13 protein-coding genes are annotated in these 16,912 nt (G+C 65.3%); 3 read left to right on the top strand and 10 right to left on the bottom strand.

Annotated features, from left to right (window positions below; genetic code table 11):
• Window positions 1-241: 241 nt before the first annotated feature.
• Together ACP16H_RS09670 and ACP16H_RS09665 are read left to right on the top strand one after the other, a co-directional pair.
• Window positions 242-580, top strand: coding sequence for a carboxymuconolactone decarboxylase family protein (locus ACP16H_RS09670; protein WP_425072077.1), 339 nt, complete (start codon window positions 242-244; stop codon window positions 578-580).
• Between the two features lie 115 nt (window positions 581-695).
• Window positions 696-1,130: an EF-hand domain-containing protein gene (locus tag ACP16H_RS09665; RefSeq protein ID WP_425072076.1), complete on the top strand. Its 435-nt coding sequence runs from the start codon at window positions 696-698 to the stop codon at window positions 1,128-1,130.
• Between the two features lie 44 nt (window positions 1,131-1,174).
• Here ACP16H_RS09665 and ACP16H_RS09660 read toward each other — a convergent pair whose 3' ends face one another.
• Together ACP16H_RS09660 and pheT are read right to left on the bottom strand one after the other, a co-directional pair.
• A complete protein-coding gene (locus ACP16H_RS09660; RefSeq protein ID WP_425072075.1) occupies window positions 1,175-1,504 on the bottom strand; it encodes a hypothetical protein in 330 nt (109 codons plus the stop codon).
• Complete coding sequence (gene pheT / locus ACP16H_RS09655; RefSeq protein ID WP_425072074.1) at window positions 1,497-3,893, bottom strand: phenylalanine--tRNA ligase subunit beta; 2,397 nt, start codon at window positions 3,891-3,893, stop codon at window positions 1,497-1,499. Before pheT ends, ACP16H_RS09660 begins: the two co-directional genes overlap by 8 nt.
• Before the next feature lie 146 nt (window positions 3,894-4,039).
• Here pheT and ACP16H_RS09650 point away from each other — a divergent pair, with 146 nt between their 5' ends.
• Window positions 4,040-4,432, top strand: a complete 393-nt coding sequence (locus ACP16H_RS09650) for a MerR family transcriptional regulator (RefSeq protein WP_425072073.1) — start codon at window positions 4,040-4,042, stop codon at window positions 4,430-4,432.
• A gap of 7 nt (window positions 4,433-4,439) precedes the next feature.
• Here ACP16H_RS09650 and ACP16H_RS09645 read toward each other — a convergent pair whose 3' ends face one another.
• The 8 genes from ACP16H_RS09645 to ACP16H_RS09610 all read right to left on the bottom strand — a co-directional run bounded on the left by ACP16H_RS09645 (window position 4,440) and on the right by ACP16H_RS09610 (window position 16,887).
• Window positions 4,440-6,218, bottom strand: a complete 1,779-nt coding sequence (locus ACP16H_RS09645; protein WP_425072072.1) for an ABC transporter ATP-binding protein — start codon at window positions 6,216-6,218, stop codon at window positions 4,440-4,442.
• Window positions 6,211-7,974: an ABC transporter ATP-binding protein gene (locus tag ACP16H_RS09640; protein ID WP_425072071.1), complete on the bottom strand. Its 1,764-nt coding sequence runs from the start codon at window positions 7,972-7,974 to the stop codon at window positions 6,211-6,213. The genes ACP16H_RS09645 and ACP16H_RS09640 overlap by 8 nt, the downstream gene beginning before the upstream one ends.
• A 126-nt stretch (window positions 7,975-8,100) precedes the next feature.
• Window positions 8,101-8,937, bottom strand: a complete 837-nt coding sequence (locus ACP16H_RS09635) for a fumarylacetoacetate hydrolase family protein (protein WP_425072070.1) — start codon at window positions 8,935-8,937, stop codon at window positions 8,101-8,103.
• Window positions 8,938-8,980: 43 nt separating this feature from the next.
• Window positions 8,981-10,558 carry a bifunctional 3-(3-hydroxy-phenyl)propionate/3-hydroxycinnamic acid hydroxylase gene (locus tag ACP16H_RS09630; protein WP_425072069.1) on the bottom strand — a complete coding sequence of 526 codons (1,578 nt, stop codon included), beginning with the start codon at window positions 10,556-10,558 and terminating at the stop codon, window positions 8,981-8,983.
• A gap of 112 nt (window positions 10,559-10,670) precedes the next feature.
• On the bottom strand, window positions 10,671-11,456 hold the full coding sequence (locus tag ACP16H_RS09625) for a helix-turn-helix domain-containing protein (protein WP_425072068.1): 786 nt from the start codon (window positions 11,454-11,456) through the stop codon (window positions 10,671-10,673).
• 84 nt (window positions 11,457-11,540) lie between these two features.
• Window positions 11,541-12,521, bottom strand: a complete 981-nt coding sequence (locus tag ACP16H_RS09620) for a VOC family protein (RefSeq protein WP_425072067.1) — start codon at window positions 12,519-12,521, stop codon at window positions 11,541-11,543.
• A 90-nt stretch (window positions 12,522-12,611) separates the two neighbouring features.
• Window positions 12,612-14,375 carry a PHA/PHB synthase family protein gene (locus ACP16H_RS09615; RefSeq protein ID WP_425072066.1) on the bottom strand — a complete coding sequence of 588 codons (1,764 nt, stop codon included), beginning with the start codon at window positions 14,373-14,375 and terminating at the stop codon, window positions 12,612-12,614.
• Window positions 14,376-14,538: 163 nt separating this feature from the next.
• Window positions 14,539-16,887 (bottom strand): TRAP transporter fused permease subunit, encoded by a 2,349-nt coding sequence (locus tag ACP16H_RS09610; RefSeq protein WP_425072065.1) that lies wholly within the window; start codon window positions 16,885-16,887, stop codon window positions 14,539-14,541.
• Between the last annotated feature and the right edge of the window lie 25 nt (window positions 16,888-16,912).

Here is a 16,912-nt window from a genome sequence, read left to right as displayed (position 1 = left end):
AAACTCCTAAGAAAGCGCTCTATTCAGGCTGATGTCTGCTAGTCCGATGCGGGTTAATTTTCAACATGTTTAATGTCGCATACGTATAGACCGGCGGCGTTTTACCGCCGCCCGTGTCGTCATCTGTGCCGTCGTCCGTGCCGCGGCGTCACGGATGCTGCGTCGCGGCGACATGATCCGGATCAAGGCGCGGCCTTGCGCGGCGTGGTCATCAGGGCCAGACGCATAAGGAGTACGGAATATGTCCTATACAGAGAAGTTTGCCGAGACCCGCAACAACCTGCGCGCCCTGCGCAAGGCGGTGCCCGATACTTTTGCCGGGTTCGTGTCGCTGGAAAAGGCCGCCAGCGCGGATGGCGCCCTGTCGCTGAAGCAGAAGGAGTTGATCGCGCTGGGGATTTCCGTCGCCCTGCGCTGCGAGGATTGCATCATCAGCCACGCGGGCGCGTGTCATCGGGCAGGCGTCACGCGGGAGGAACTGGCCGAAGCGTTGGGAACGGCGATCCAGATGTCCGGCGGGCCGGGGCTGATGTACGCGGGCAAGGCCTTGGCGGCTTATGACGAAATCGCAGCCGGGTGAGGCACGCGCAGGGCGGGGAGGCCCCGACTTGCCCCCCTGCGTCAGCCTGTCGCGACGGATATACATTCCAGATGCGTTATATGTCCATCGCAACGCAAACATGAATGGAAGAAATATGAAAACGCTCTCTCTCGCACTTGTCGCAGCCTTGCTTGCCGCCCCGGTCTTTGCCCAGCAGGGCAACCCCGGCGCGCATTTCATCGAGAACTGGGACCTGAATGGCGATGGCGCGGTCTCTGCCGAAGAAGCCGCCGAGCGGCGCTCGGACGTGTTTGCCAGCTTTGACTCCAACGAGGACGGGTTCCTCGACGCCGGGGAATACGTGCCTTTCGACGAAGCCCGCGCGAATGACATGGCGGAAAACGCGGGACACGGGCAAGGCGGCGGCGCGATGGCGGCGGCCAATGGCATGAAGCTGGAGGTGAACGACACCGACAAGGACGGCAAGGTCAGCCGCGAAGAGTTCCTGACCAACGCGGCCAGCTGGATCGCGGGGATGGACAAGGACGGCGATGGCGTCGTGACCAAGGCGGACTTTGGCCGCAAGTAAGCGGTTGCTATAGAAAGCAAAAGGGGCCTTTGCGGGCCCCTTTCTCATTGCATTAGGGTGGTGACCGCGCCGGGTAGTTCGGGCAAGGCGGGCAGAAAGGCGATGCTGCCGACGGCCAGGTATGCCGCGAGGTTCAGGCCCGAAAGCACCCAGATGACCCCTGCCCCGCCGATCAGCCGCCCCATCACCTGATTGGCGGTGAACAGGATCAGCACGCAGGTGAGCACTGCTGCGGGGCGGTAGGCGCTGTCGGCCAGTGGCCCCAGCCGGATCAGCGCCGACAGGGCCAGCGGCCATGCAAGGTTGATCCCCAGCACCCAGCCCCACCACGCGATGCCGTAGGGCCGGATACGGGGACCGCGATCCTCAGCCACGCAGCGTCCCGCCGGTGGCCTTGGTGACCTTTTCGACGATCTTGGCGGCGACGGCCTCGATGTCCTTTTCCTTCAGCGTCGCGTCGACGGGCTGGAGGCGGACGGTCAGGGCGAGGGATTTCTTGCCCTCGCCGAGCGAGCCGCCGATGAACTCGTCAAAGACGCGCACGTCGGCGATCAGCGCCTTGTCCGCGCCTGCGGCGGCGTTCACGGCGGTCAGCGCCTCGACATTCGCGTCGACGACGAAGGCAAAGTCACGCTCGACCGGTTGCAGGTCGTTCAGCACCAGCGCCGGGCGGGTCGCGCCGGCCTTGCGTGGCAGCGGAACCTCGGCGGGGTGGATGACGAAGGCCACGGCAGGGCCTTTGATGTCCATCGCGGCCAGCACTTTGGGGTGCAGCTCGCCGAAGGTGCCGAGGACCTTTTTCGGGCCAAGGCAGAAGCGGCCGTGACGGCCCGGGTGCCACCAGCCTTCGCCGCCGCGCATGATCTGCATCTTGGCAGGCGCGCCGATGGCGGCGAGGACGGCCTCGGCGTCGGCCTTGGCGTCATACAGGTCGACGGGGCGCGAAGCACCGTGCACGTCCTTTGGTCCGGTGCGTCCGATGAGGATACCGGCGATCTGCTGCGCCTGTTCCTCGGGTTCGCCGCCGTGGAAGGCGGCGCCCACTTCGAACAGGGCAAGATCGGCGAAACCGCGTGCCTGATTGCGTGCGGCGGCGCGCAGCAGGCCCGGCAACAGCTGCGGGCGCATGTGCGACATGTCGGAGGAAATCGGGTTCGCCAGCATGGTGGCGTCATCGCCGCCACCGAACAGCGAGGCTGCCTCGCTGTCGATGAAGCTGTAGGTCACGCATTCGTTGTAACCCAGCGCGGCCACGGTGCGGCGCGCGATCTGCTCGCGCTTTTGCAGCGGCGAGAGGATCTGTTTCGGCACGCCCGCCATGCGCGGCAGGGGCTGGCCCTTGAGTTTCGTCAGGGAGGCGATGCGGGCGACTTCCTCGACCAGGTCGGCCTCACCCAGCACGTCGGGGCGCCACGAGGGCACATGGGCCAGGTTGCCCTCCATGCGGAAGCCGAGGCGGGTCAGGGTCTGGCGCTGCTCGGATTCGGGGATGTCCATGCCGACGAGGGAGATCACGCGGGCCGGGTCGAGTTTGTAGGCGCGGGCGGTGTCGGGGACCTGTCCGGCGACGACGATGTCGGAGGCCTCGCCGCCGCAGAGATCGAGGATCATCTGCGTCGCGTCCTGCATCGCCTGCATGTTGTACTCGGGGTCGATGCCGCGTTCGTTGCGGTAGCGCGCGTCGGAGTTGATCTTCAAGGCGCGGCCCGTGTGGGCGATCTGGATGCGGTCCCAGACGGCGGCTTCGAGGAAGACGTTGGTGGTGTCGAAGGTCGCACCGGTGGCGAGGCCGCCCATGATGCCGCCGATGGATTCGATGCCGTTGTCGTCCGAGATCACAACCTGTCCGCCGGGGAAGGTGTAGGTCTTGTCATCGAGACCGACCAGCGTCGCGCCTTCGGGGGCGCGGTGGACGCGCAGGTTGCCCTGCACCTTGTCGGCGTCAAAGACGTGCAGCGGGCGGTTGCGGTCGTAGGTGAAGAAGTTGGTCACGTCGACCAGCGCCGAGATCGGGCGCAGGCCGATGGCGCGCAGGCGGTCCTGCAACCACGCCGGGCTGGGGCCGTTCTTGACGCCACGGATCAGGCGACCGGCAAAGACCTCGCAGCCGTCGGTGGCGGCGTCCGCGTCGATGGTGACGTCGATGGGGCACGGGAAGTTGCCGGGGACGGCGGCTTCCTTGAGCGGTTTCAGGGTGCCAAGGCCACGGGCGGCCAGATCGCGGGCGACGCCATGCACGCCCAGCGCGTCCTGGCGGTTGGGCGTGATGGCGATGTCGATGACGGGATCGACCTTGGCCGGGTCGTTCTGCGCCAGCCAATCGGTGAACTTCTGGCCGACCTCGCCCGAGGGCAGTTCGATGATGCCGTTGTGTTCGTCGCTGAGTTCAAGCTCGCGCTCGGACGCCATCATGCCGTGCGATTCCACGCCGCGGATGTTGCCCACGGAGAGGGTCACGTCGATGCCGGGGACGTAGTCGCCGGGCTTGGCCAGAACCACTGTGATGCCTTCGCGCGCGTTGGGCGCGCCGCAGACGATCTGCTTTTCGCCCTCGTCGGTCATGACCTTGCAGACACGCAGGCGGTCGGCGTCGGGATGCTGTTCGGCGTGGATCACCTTGGCCAGCGTAAAGGCCGAGAGTTTCGCGGCGGGGTTCACCACTTCCTCGACCTCGAGCCCGAGGTCGGTCAGCGCCTCGGCGATCTCATCGACCGACGCGGTGGTGTCGAGATGTTCCTTCAGCCAGGAGAGGGTGAATTTCATGTGCCTGGGCCCCGATCAGAGAATTGGTCGCGCCGTCCTTAGCGGATGGGGCGGGAGGAGGAAAGGGGCGCGATTCCACAGGGCATCATGGGGGGCTTTACCCTCCAGCGAGTGGAGGATTTAATGGTTGGGCAAGGAGGTGCGTCATGAACATCGGAGAGGCCGCGAAGGCCACGGGACTGTCGGTCAAGACGATCCGCTATTACGAGGACATCGGTCTGGTGCAGGCCGCGCGGGCCGGGAACGGCTATCGCGACTTTGGTGCGCGGCAGGTGGCGCAGTTGCAGATGCTGGCGCAGGCGCGGCATCTGGGGTTCGGGCTGGACGAATGCCGCCGTCTGCTGGAACTGAACGCAGACCCGGACCGCGCAAGCCGCGACGTGCGGGCGCTGGCGGTGCAGAACCTCGACACGGTACGCGACAAGATCCGGCAGCTGCAGGACCTGGAGGCGCAGTTGGAGGATTTGATCGGCAAGTGCCACGGCGACGACGCGCCGGAATGCGCCATCCTCGACGGGCTGGCCGCACGCATTAGCTAGGCCCGGATCAATCCGGGTCGGGCTCGTGGAACAGGGCCTGATAGGCGGCGTTATCCTGCGACAGGGCTTCGGGCCTGTCGAAGCCTGCGAGGTGGCCTTCGGACAGGACGGCGACGCGGTCGACGTAGTCAAAGGTCGATGCCCGGTGCGTGACGAAAATCAACGTCGCGCCCTTGAGTTCGGACACCAGTGCCGACATGACGGCGCGTTCGTTGGCCCCGTCCAGCGCGCTGGTGACTTCGTCGAAGATATATACCTTTGCGCGTTTGGCAACGCCACGCGCGATGGACAGACGCTGGCGCTGGCCACCCGACAGGGCGTTGCCATTCGGGCCGATCTGGCTGTCTAGACCTTCGGGCATCCGGGCGATGAGCGAGTCGAGCTGGGCGATGCGGGCGGCGGCCTCGAGTTCGGCGCGGGTCGCGCCGGGGCGGCCATGCGCGATGTTTTCCGCCAGCGTGCCGTCAAACAGGAACACGTCCTGCGAGATCAGAGCGATGGAGGCATGGAGCGACTCGCGCGAGACGTCGCGCAGGTCGATGCCGCCGATGGAGACGGTGCCCTCCTGCGGGTCGTAGAAGCGCTGGAGGATGTCGATCAGCGTGCTTTTGCCCGCGCCCGAGGGGCCGACCACCGCAATGCGTTCGCCCGCCGCGATGTCGAGCGTGACATTGCGCAGCGCCGGCGCGTCGCCGCCGTAGCTGAAGGACACGTCCTGCAGGTGGACGGAGGGCTGAACCTCGTCCAGAACCTTGTCGCCGTAGGGTTTTTCCAGCGGCGCCCGGTCCAGAAGGTTGTACATCTGGCGCACGAAAACGAGGCTTTTCTGCACTTCGACCCAGACCGCCGAGAGCCGTTCGGCCGGTTGGTAGGCCATCAGGAAGGCAGTGATGAAGGCGGTCAGTTCGCCCGCCGTGCGGTCGGTGGTGGCAATCTGCCACGATGCGAAGATGACGAAGGCCCCGATGACCACGCCGCCGAGGAATTCCATGATAGGAATCGTCGAGGCGGTGATGCGCGCGAATTGCAGGCCGCGTTCCTCCAGCGCCTCCATCGAGGCATTGAAACGCGCAACAGACTTGCGCTCCATCTGGAAGCTTTTCACCGTCTTGATGCCGCGCAGGACCTCGACGCCGACGCTGAAGAACTGCGCCGCAAGGCCCGCGTCGGCGCTGGCGATCTCGCGGATGCGTTTTGAGAGAGCCGAGACAAGCCAGAGGATCAGCGGCACGATCAGGCTGCAGATCAGAGTCAGCAGCGGGTCCTGCAACAGCATGACGGTAAACAGCGCCGCGACCGTGAGGACTTCGACCACAAGCCGGTTGCAGACGTCGGACACCATCACGCCGGTGGATTGCCCCAGCATCTGCACCATGACCATCTGCACCGAAGAGTGCTGCGCGTTGAAATACCCCAGCTCCTGCCGGATCACGTTGGCGAACAGGCGCTTTTGATAAACCACCGCGACAGAGCGCATCAGCATGACCTTCAGCACTTCGGTGATGTACTGGAAGAAGCTCTTGCCGACGGCGACCCCGACAATGATGAGCGCCACGCGCAGCGCCGCCCCCTGATTGCCCGCGCCAAAGACGTCGTCGACGATCAGCTTTGTCGAGTTGGCCAGCGCACCGGTAAAGCCCGCGACGCCGATGATGCTGAGCAGGGTCAGCAGGATCAGTTTCCAGCGCTGCGGCACGACCTCGCGCAGGAGCCGTTTGCCATAGCTGAGCGCTTCGGCGCTGGAGAGCGCCTTGGGCGCGGTCGGATCGTTCGGCAGATCAGACATCTTGTGCCACCTCTCCGAACAGGCTGCGGAAGGCCGCATTGGTGCGCGACAGGGCCTCGGGCGTGTCGCAGGCGATCAGGCGGCCTTCGGACATGACCATGACCTTTTCGACATAGGCCAGCGTCGAGGGTCGGTGCGTGACGAAGATCAGCGTGGCCCCCTGAAGCGCGTCGATCACCGAGGCCATCACGGCGCGTTCGTTCTGCGGGTCGAGCGCGCTGGTGACCTCGTCGAAGATATAGATACGGGCGTGTTTGACGATGCCGCGCGCAATGGCAAGGCGCTGGCGCTGGCCACCGGACAGGGCGCTGCCGTTGGGCCCCACGGGGCTGTCGAGACCGGCAGGCAGCGATGCGATCAGCTCATTCAGGCAGGCCCGTTCGGCGGCCTCGGCGATCTGCGCGCGCGTGGCGTCGGGGTTCCCGTCCGCGATGTTCTGCGCAATTGTGCCATCGAACAGGAACACGTCCTGCGAGATGAAGGCGATGGAGCGGTGCAGCGCTTCGTGGCTGATCTGGCGCAGGTCGGTGCCGTCCAGCGTGACCGCGCCCAGTTGCGGGTCGTAGAACCGCTGGAGGATGTCGATCAGCGTCGTCTTGCCTGCGCCGGAGGACCCCACCACCGCCACCCGTGCGCCGGGCGCAATGACAGTGTTCACGTCGCGCAGGGCGGGGGCATCGTCGCCATAGTCGAAGGACACGTCCTTCAAGGCGATTTCCGGTGTCCGGTCTGCGGGCAGATCGGCGGTGCCATAGCGCATCTCGATCGGTTCGCGGTCGAGCACGGAATACATCTGCGTCACGAGGACCATCTGTTTCTGCATTTCGACCCAGAGTTTCGACAGGCGTTCCGCCGGTTGGTAGGCCATCAGGAAAGCGGTGATGAAGGCGGCGAATTCGCCCGGCGTGCGGCCGCCGTCGATGGTCTGCCACGCGCCGTACATCACGAAAAGCCCGATCACGAGGCCGCCGAGCAATTCCATCATCGGGGTCGTCGTGGCGCTGATGCGGGCAACCTGCATCGTGCGCTTTTCCATCTTGTCGACGGCGGCGTTGAAGCGTTCGACGGAGGCGTCCTCCATCTGGAAGCTCTTGACGGTCTTGATGCCGTCAAAGATTTCGGCCCCGACCTGGAAATAGCGGCCCGCGAGTTTCAGCTCGTGTTTCGTCGCGCGGCGGATCTTTTGCGACAGGATCGACACGAGGCCGAAGATCACCGGGAAGACGAGGCCGCACAGCAACGTCATCATCGGGTCCTGCAGGATCATGACCCACAGCAGCGCAATCAGGGTCAGGACTTCGACCACCGCCTTGTTGCAGATGCCCATGACGACACGGCCCGAGGCGCGTCCGATCTGCATCAGCAGGGACATCTGGCGCGGCGGGTGTTCCTTGGCAAGGTAGGCCACGTCCTGCTTCAGGAGGTGCTCGAAGAGTTCCTTCTGGTAGCGGATCGAGATCGAGCGGTTGAAGATCGCGCCGATCAGGGCCGCGCCATAGGTGAACAGGCTTTTCGCCGCGGAGACGCCGATCACCAGCAGGGCCACGCGGACGGCAGCACCGGGGGTGTCGTTGACAAACACCCCGTTGACGATGGATTTCGTGGAATTGGCCAGTGCCCCGGTAAAGAAGGCGACGCCGACCATGCAGACCACGGAGACGGCATAGAGTTTCCAGAAGGCCGGCAGGGCCTCGCGGATCACGCGCCAACCGTTTGAGAGGGCCTCCCGGGAAGAGATATCCCTTTCGTCCAGCATCCTTTGGCCCGTACTCCCTGTGGCACATCCGCTGCGTCTTAATCAGGTTCGGGCCGAAGCCGCAAGCCAATGCGACGGTCGGCGACCGGCTGGGCGGGAGATCGCCCAGCCGGAAAGGGGGCCGGGTCAGGCCTCGTCGACGACGCCGTTGACCAGCGTGCCGACGCCGGTGATCTCGATCTCGGCGGTCATGCCGGGTTCGAGGTACAGCTGCGGATCGCGGAACTTTCCGACGCCACCCGGAGTGCCGGTGGCGATGATGTCACCGGGCAGCAGCGTGATGACGGTGGAAGCATAGGCGATGATCTCGGGGATCGAGAGCGCGAGATCGTCGATCCCGGCCTGCTGTTCCACCTTGCCGTTGATGCGGGTGATGAGGGTCTGCTGCGTGATGTCGCCCACCTCGTCGGGCGTGATCAGCCATGGACCCATCGACCCCGAGGCCTCGAAGCTCTTGCCTGGCCAGAACTGCGAGGTGTGGCGCTGGAAGTCGCGGACCGACCCATCGTTGAAGCAGGAATAGCCCGCGACCACGTCCCATGCGTCGGCCTCGGCGACATGGCGGCAGGTCCTGCCGATGACCACGGCCAGCTCGCCCTCGTAGTCGAATTCCTTCGACACTTTCGGGCGAACCAGCGGCACGTTGTGGCCGAGGATGGAGGACGGGTAGCGGTTGAAGATCGATGGATAGGCGGGCTTGTCGCGGCCGGTTTCCTTGATGTGGCTCATGTAGTTGAGGCCGATGCAGAGGATCTTGTCCGGGTTGGGAACGGGTGACAGGAGCGTCACGTCGGACATGGCCAGTGCTGTGCCCTTGCCCGCCAGCTCGCCGGTGGCCCCGGCGGCGAGGACCGCGCGCAGGTCGGCGTAGGGCAGCACGGCCCCGGCATCGTGGATCGTGGTGCCATCGGTGGTTCCGTAGGATGCGGTGCCATCGGGGCGGGTGAAGGAAACGAGGCGCATGGGTGGCCCTCCTTGAGGTTGCTTTGGGTTGGGGCGTCGCCTGTCAGTTGGACAGAAGAGCCCGGTAGCGGTCGAGACCCGCGCGCAGATCGGCGGGGGCAAAGGCGGCGGCGCAGTAGCGGTCCGGCCGGATCAGCAGGATTTCGTCGCGGTGGGCGCGCAGCAGTCTGGCGCGCGGGTCGTCGCATTGCGCGGCGGGCATCGCGTCCGCGGAGTCCCGGAACGGTAGGTACGCGCGGCCCAGCGGCAGGCCGAGGAAGTCGTTGTCCGGCAGCACAGCCAGGGCCTCTGCCCCCGCCCCGTCCTGCGCGATCAGTGCAAAGCCGTGGCCCAGCGCGGCATCCAGTTTCATGGACTGCCCATTCAGGACGATGTCCGGCTGCGGGATCATCTCGCCGACGATGGCCCCTTCGAAAGCGCTGTCGCCGAGGCCGAGGAACAGCCCGGTGTCGAACTTCGGGCGCGGCTTGAAGCGCATGTGCAGCAGGTAATCCTGCACCGCCGGGAACGGGGCGAGGGTCTTCATCAACTGCTCGCGGAAGGCGAGGCGGTCGCCGTCGATGGGCATGACGATGTCGCCCATGATGACCGCCAGCTGAATCATCGCCCATGCGGGTTCACGCCGTTCCTGAAAGTAGCTGTCGAGCATGTCGGGCGCGGCACCACCGTTCAGCACGCAGGCGAGTTTCCAGCTGACATTGGCGGCGTCACGCAGTCCTGCGTTCATCCCCTGCCCTGCAAAGGGCGGCGTCAGATGTGCGGCGTCGCCCGCCAGAAGGACACGACCGTCCCGCCAACGCTCGGCGATGCGGGCGTGGAAGGTGTAGATGGTCTTGCGGATGATGTCGGCGGGGGTGATGGCGCGGAACGGCTCCAGCAGCGTTTCGACGAAACCTTCGGCCAGCACCTCGGCGTGGGTTTCACCGGGGAGCAGCATGAACTCGTACCGCCGCCCGCCGTTCGGTGCGGGGATCGACACATGGGGCCGCGCGTTGGAGCAGTAGAAATGCGAGAAATCGCCCTGATCGGGATCGTTGCGGGTGTCGATGACGATCCAGTCCTGTTCGTATGTGGACCCCAGCATGGCGATGCCCAACCGTTCGCGCGTCGGGCTGCGCCCGCCGTCAGCGGCCACGACGTATTGCGCCCGCAGGCTGTGCTCTGCGCCGCTGGCATCGGTGAAGGTCACGGCCACGTGGTCGGCGTGTTCCTCGGTCGACCGGACCTCGGTCGAGAAATGCAGCGTGCAGAGGTCGGTGTCGGAAAGGCAGGCGCGCAGGGCGGCTTCCATCTCGGGCTGGTCGATGAAGTGCCGTTTCGGAAAGCCGTAGGTTTCGGGCCCCGCGCCGACGCGGCCGAACTGGCGGCCCGTATCGTCGACATATTCCGCCCCGTTGCCGACGATGGTCCGGGCCACGTAGGTCTTGTCCGCGCCAAAGATCTGAAGCACGCGCGCCCCTTCGTCGTCCAGAACGATGGCGCGCGGAATGTCCAGCGGCGCCTCGGCGCGTTCGAGGATGACCGAGCGGACACCGTAGGCCGCCAGCAACAGCCCGGTGGTCAGCCCCGTCGGCCCTGCCCCGATGATGACGACGGGCATTTCTGCCGGAACCTTGGCCATTCCTCATCCCCTCTTGCGCGGCCTTTGATTGTCCCGATGGGTCCCGCGCCTTTCGTGTTGCGGAGTGTTAGCCCGCGTCGGCGGACGAGAGCGCCCGTTTTGCGCTGCGCGTTCACTGTGTGAACGGCCCATCCTGTTCGGCCATGGCCTTGCTGATCCGTTCACATGTCTCGCGCAGGCGCGGCGCGAAATTGCGGACCATATCGTCGAAGGAAATCGCCGATTTCAGGCATATCACCGAGAGGGTCGCCAGGACGCGCGCCCCCTCCATGATCGGGAAGGAGATCGAGTGGGTGTGGTTGCGGTATCCCTCGGTGCGGAAGCCGAAACCGCGGGCGCGGGTGCGGTCGAGTATTTCGGCCACCCTGCGCGGATCGTGGATCAGCGCGTTCTCGGGCAGGCCGGATTTGCGCAGCATATCGAAGATCACCTCGCGTTCGTCGTCGGGGCAAAAGGCGATGTGGGCGTGACCGCCCGCCGTGTGCAGGATCGGCATGCGCCGCCCGACCATCCCGAGGTCGAAGGAGAAGGGCGAGAATTTATGCGTGGTTTCGCGCACCTGCATGGCGTCGCCGTCGAGCGTCACGAGGTCAACCGGCCACAGAACCTCGCGGCCCAGCGCCATCATCTCGGGCGTGGCGATCTGCCCGACGCGGGATTTGTCGACGAAACCGGAGCTGAGCAGGTTGCACAAGAGCGTCGGATGCCAGCCCCCGCTGGAGGCGGACTGGCTGACGAAGCCGCGCGCCTGAAGGGTTTCCAACAGGCGAAAAACCGTGGGGCGCGACAGGCCCGCGCGGTCGGCGATCTCTTGCGTGCGGATGCCGTCGTGTTCGTTGACGATCTGCAGGATCGTCAGGCCGCGATCCAGCGCGCGGACGGGATTGTAGACGGGCATGCGCGTTCCTCCCCATGGCACTCGAGGGTCTGCGGGGGCGGCTGTCAAGCGGAGCGTTCATGGCGTGAACGCCAGGCCGAGGGGTCAGCGGCCCTGCCGCACCAGTTCCGAATAAAGCCATGGGCAGTCCGCAACCGGATCGGCGCGCAGCCCCTGACGCCCGGTTTCCAGTGCCATCTCGCGCATGGATCGGCGCAATGCGCTGTCTTTGGGCAGGTAGCGGCGGTCGTGGCCCCAGAAACTGGGACCGCAGAAGGTCTCGTGCGGTTCCCAAGTCGCAGGGTCGATCACCCGCCCGCCCCAGCCGTTCTCGACAAAGAACCCCGAGGGCGTCTGCGCATAGAAGGAGGTCATCCAGTCGTTCGTGTGCCGCCCCAGCGTATAGGCGACGCGGTCGCTGTAGTTGGCGATGTCATAGCCCTGCCCCACATCGTCCAGCGTGTCGTATTCCACCATGAAGTGATGAAATCCGCGCTGGCCGGAACCGACCATGGCAAAGCTGTGGTGCCGCCCGTTGAGGTGAAAGAAGTACAGCCCGTAGGGTGTCATCCCGTAATCAGAAACGGCAAAGTCCAGAGTGTCGCGGTAGAAGGGCATCATGACGTCGATGTCCTGCACATGAAGGACGGCATGGCCCATGCCCATCGGTCCTGTCTTGAAGCCCTGAATGGGACGACCGGGAACAAAGGGATCGGCGGCGATCATCGGCGCGTGGACCAGTTCGACGCGGTTGCCCATCGGGTCCTCGAACCAGATGAGATCCGTGACGAGGCGGCGGTCCGCAAGGGCGCGGTCACCGGCGTGGACGGTGACGCCCGCCGCGTCCAGACGCGCGGCATACATGTCGAGGTCGGACCGGTCCGAGACCTCGAACCCCATGAAGGCCAGCGTTTCGCCCTCTTCGTCCGAGACAACGAGCCGCTGCGCCTTGTCGTCCATGCGGAAGGCCAGCGATTTGCCGCCCTTGTCGATGGTCTGCATGCCCAGAAGGCCACCGGCGAACCCGGCCCAGTCATCGAGCTTGTCCGACCGGACGCCAAGATAGGCGAGCGCGCATGTGGCCATGATGTCCTCCCTTTTCAGGGCAACCTAGTGGCGGGGGTTCCGGCCTGTCCAAGACCGGAACCGCGACGTTCACCAGATGAACAGGGACATCTACGCCGCCTTGACCTTTACGTAGGTGCCCGGCGCGGGGCCGAGGTCGGTTTCGGCGGGTTTGCGTGCCGGGACCAGCTCGCCCGCGCGGGGCTTCAGCCAGGCGTCCCACAGCGGCCACCACGACCCCTCGTGGAAGTCCGCCCCGGCACGCCAGTCGGCGGCGGGGAGGCTCAGGTCGGGGTTGGTGTAATGACCGTATTTGCCCTTGGAGGGCGGGTTGACGATCCCGGCGATGTGGCCCGACTGCGACAGGACAAAGGTCTTGTCGCTCGATCCCATCTTTTGAACGCCGCGGTAGCAGTCCTTCCACGCCGCGATGTGGTCGGTTTCGGCGGTGATGGCCATCAGCGGCACATCGACCTCGGACAGCTTCAGCGTGCGGCCCATCAGGTCGAAATGCCCCTCGGCAAAGGCATTCGCCCGGCACAGGCCACGCAGGTACTGCATGGTCATGTTGCCCGGCAGGTTGGTGCTGTCGCCGTTCCAGAACAGCAGGTCAAACGCGGGGGGTGTCTCGCCCATCATGTAGGATTTGATCGCCGGACCGTAGACGAGATCGTTCGACCGCAGGAAGGACATGGTGCGCGACATGACCCGCGCGGGCAGCAGGCCGGAGCGGCTGACCTGCACGTCGATCCCGTCGACGAAGTCCTCTTGCAGGAAGGGCGTGAACTCGCCCTGATCCGAGAAATCCGTCAGCGCGGTGAACAGCGTGGCGGAGTTGATCGAGGTGTCACCGATCTGCTTGAGGTAGGACAGCGTCAGCGACAGGGTCGTGCCCGCGATGCAGTAGCCGACGGCATTGATCTGCTGCTCGCCGGTGATCTCCTTGGCGGCCTCGATCGCGGCGAGGAAGCCGTCGGTGATGTAATCTTCGAGCCCTGCGTCCTTCAACGACTCGTCCGGGTTCACCCAGGACACGACAAAGACGGTATGACCACGATCCACCAACCAGCGGATCATGCTGTTCTGCGGCTTGAGGTCGAGGATGTAGAACTTGTTGATCCAAGGCGGGAAGATGACGATGGGAACGGCGTGCACGTCTTCGGTGGTGGGCGCGTATTGGATCAGCTCCATCATCTTTGTGCGCAGGACCACCTGACCGGGCGCGGTGGCGATGTTGTCGCCCACCGAAAAGGCGCTGTCGTCCACCAGCTTCACCAGCAGCTCGCCGTTGTTGGCCTCCAGATCGGTGACGAGGTTTTCCAGCCCCTTCAGCAGGCTTTCGCCGTCGGTCTCCAGAGCGCGGCGCAAGGCTTCGGGGTTGGAGCCGAGGAAGTTGTTCGGCGCCATCAGGTTGGCGATCTGGTCGGTGAAATAGCGCAGGCGGCGCTTGTCGGTTTCGGGCAGCGTGTCGAGGTCGGCCACCGCCTGCCGCATGGCGCTGGAGGTGACCTTGTACTGGCGTTTCAGATAGTCAAGCCAGGGGTTGTCCTGCCAGTCGGCATCGGCAAAGCGCTTGTCCTTGGAGGTGCCGGGACCGTCGGCGGAATGCTGGATCGCGCCGACCCAGGCCTTCATCGAGTTTTCCCAGAAGCCCACGCCATGCCCCACGGCGCGCGCCGGGTTGGTCAGCATCTGCTCCCACCAGGCGACGGCGGATTTCGCATAGAGGTCCGGGCCCGGCGCCTCGATCCCCGGGTTCGGGGCCTTGCGCCGTGACAGCGCCGTCATCAGCCGCAAGGACAGCTGTTGCAGGCGCTCCGCAGTTTCGCGTTGCTTGTGGGTGATCGCCCCCGTGTCGATGGTGTCGTCCGTCATCGCCCCCTCCCAAGGTCTGTGCCTGCCGCCGTTGTCGTCCCGGGCCGCCCTCTACGGCTTGTCCGCCTCCATCACTGCACCGGAAGCGGACGTGGGACGATGCCTTTGGTCGGCAGGGTCATGATGGAAGCGTGCATGATTGTGCGGCGACTGTCCAACCCGTTCAGGCGATCTGCGGCCGGGGCTTTGCCTGCCAATGGTGCCACCCGATGCAGACCGCCGCCGCCGCCAGCGCCAGAACAGCCACGATCGGCGTGCGCGACAGCAGCAGAACGGCGAGCACGATCCGCAGTGTCAGCTCCCACGTGGGCAGGCGCGTGGCGTCGAAACGCGCCAGCGCGCTGGCGACGAGGTAAAGTGCGACGAGCACGCGCAGGATCACCCAGACCAGCGCGGCGATGTGGACCTGCCCGTCGTAGCCCGGCAGGTAGGTCACCTGCGCGCCGCTGGAGGACGGGTCGATCACCGCTGCCGGGATCAGCAGCAGTTCCGGGTAGAGTGCAAAGACGAAGGGAATGACGAACATCACCATGCCGGATTTCACCGCCGAAAAGCCCGTGGCCATGGGATCGGCCCGCGTGATCGACGCGGCGGCAAAGGCCGCGACCGCAACGGGGGGCGTGATGGCCGAGGCGACAGCGTAGTAGAAGATGAACATGTTGGCGGTAAAGATCGACAGGCCCAGCCCGCCCAGCACCGGCCCCATCAGCAACGCCACGTTGATGAATGCGGGCACGGCGGGCATTCCCATGCCCAGCAGTACCGCCAGCAACATGGTCACGGTCAGCGCCAGCAGCTGGAAGTAAAGCGAGCCGCCGCTGCCGAGGCCCAGCCCCTTGAGCCATGTCAGCACGTCGACCGAGATGTAGAACGGCAGGCCGGTAAACTTGAGGCAGAAGTCGATGATCGAGACGGCGAGGAACATCAGGTAGAGCGTCGACATGGTCACGCCGGCGTCGCTGAGGCCGTCGATGATCTTGCGCGGGCGCTTGCGGACTTCGGGGTCGAGGAACAGCAGGCCCAGCAGCAGGATCACCGACCACCAGCCCGCGCTGCCCACGTCTCCGGCCGCGTTGCGGTAGGTGGACAGGAGCCACGACAGGCTTTCGACCTGGCACGTGCCATCGGTGATGGTGCGGGTCGCGCCCAGCAGCGGGCCAAGCAGGCCGCAACCGACGGCTTCCTTTTTCGTCAGCAGAAGGACGAGGATCAGCAGGATCGGCCCGAAGATCATCATGAGGTTGAGCTTGTCCTGCCGGTCGATATGCATGTCGGGGGTCAGCTCTCCGATGGCCTTGATGCCCTGCTTGCGCGACTGGAACACCACCGAGAGGAAGAGGCAGAGGAAATAGGCCGCCGCGGGGATAATCGCGGCGATGATGACCTGGCTGTAGGGCGTGGCGGTCATGGCGGCGAGCACAAAGGCGGCGACGCCCATCACCGGCGGCATGATCGACCCACCCGAGGACGCGGCGGCCTCGACGCCTCCGGCGAAGACCTTGGAAAACCCGCGCTTCAGCATCATCGGGATGGTCAGCACGCCGGTGGACAGCACGTTGGTCACCGGCCCGCCAGAGATCGTGCCGAACAGGGCCGAAGAGACGATTGCCGCATGGGCCGGGCCGCCGTTCAGCTTGCGCGTCCAGCGGAAGGCCAGCTTGATGAGCGACTGCCCGCCCGCCGATGCGCCGAAGAGGGAGCCGAGGACGAGGTAGGGGAAGATCTCGTTCACGATGATGTCGAGGAAGCGCCCGAAGAAGCCGCTGGAGGTGCTGGTGAGCGCATCCAGCAGGCGCGGGTAACCGTCCGCCAGCGTGCGCGGCTCGCCGCCGAGCTTGGTCACGAGGTATTTCGACATGTCGTCCGCGCCGAAGATGTACCACATCAGCACGGTGAACATGGTCCAGCTGGCGACGACGATGGCGACCATGACCAGCGGCAGGCCCCAGACCTTTACGTTGTACGCGAGGAAGACCACCACGGCGAGCGCCACCACCAGAACAAGCCCGCCACCGATGGAGTTCAGACAGTCGGGGTCGTCCACGGTGGTCGGCGCGGGCAGGCCAAAGAGCGAGGCATTCTCGGCCTCGATTTCCAGCGCGCGGGCGATGATCTCGGCCCGGTCACCGGTAAACTGGTCGGTGAGGCAGACGGCGGGGATCTCGTTGAGGTAGGTGAGGGTCAGCACCAGCGTCATGGTGATGAGGGCCAGGTCGAGCGCCAGTCCGAGGTAGCGCCGTTCGGGCCGACGGTCGGACCAGTCGCGCCAGATGGAATGGGTGGTGACCACGATCGCCATCATCAGGACAAAGACGAAGGGGTAGAAATACTGGTAGGGAAATTTGCGGATGATGAAGCCCGCGTTGCCGGTGATGTCCTTTGCCAGATCGTCCAGCCCCGGAATGCCCGGCATGGCGTTGACCAGCCCCACGACCACCAGCAGGAGCGCCAGCCAGTAGGCGATCTTGCGCCCGAGGGGCACCTTGATGACGAGGGGTGTGTCGCTGCTCATGAGAGGCACCGTTTTGAATCTGGCG

The sequence above is a fragment of the Sagittula sp. S175 genome (genome assembly GCF_049800975.1).
Classification (GTDB): domain Bacteria; phylum Pseudomonadota; class Alphaproteobacteria; order Rhodobacterales; family Rhodobacteraceae; genus Sagittula.
This window is presented reverse-complemented; position numbering and strand designations above follow the sequence as displayed.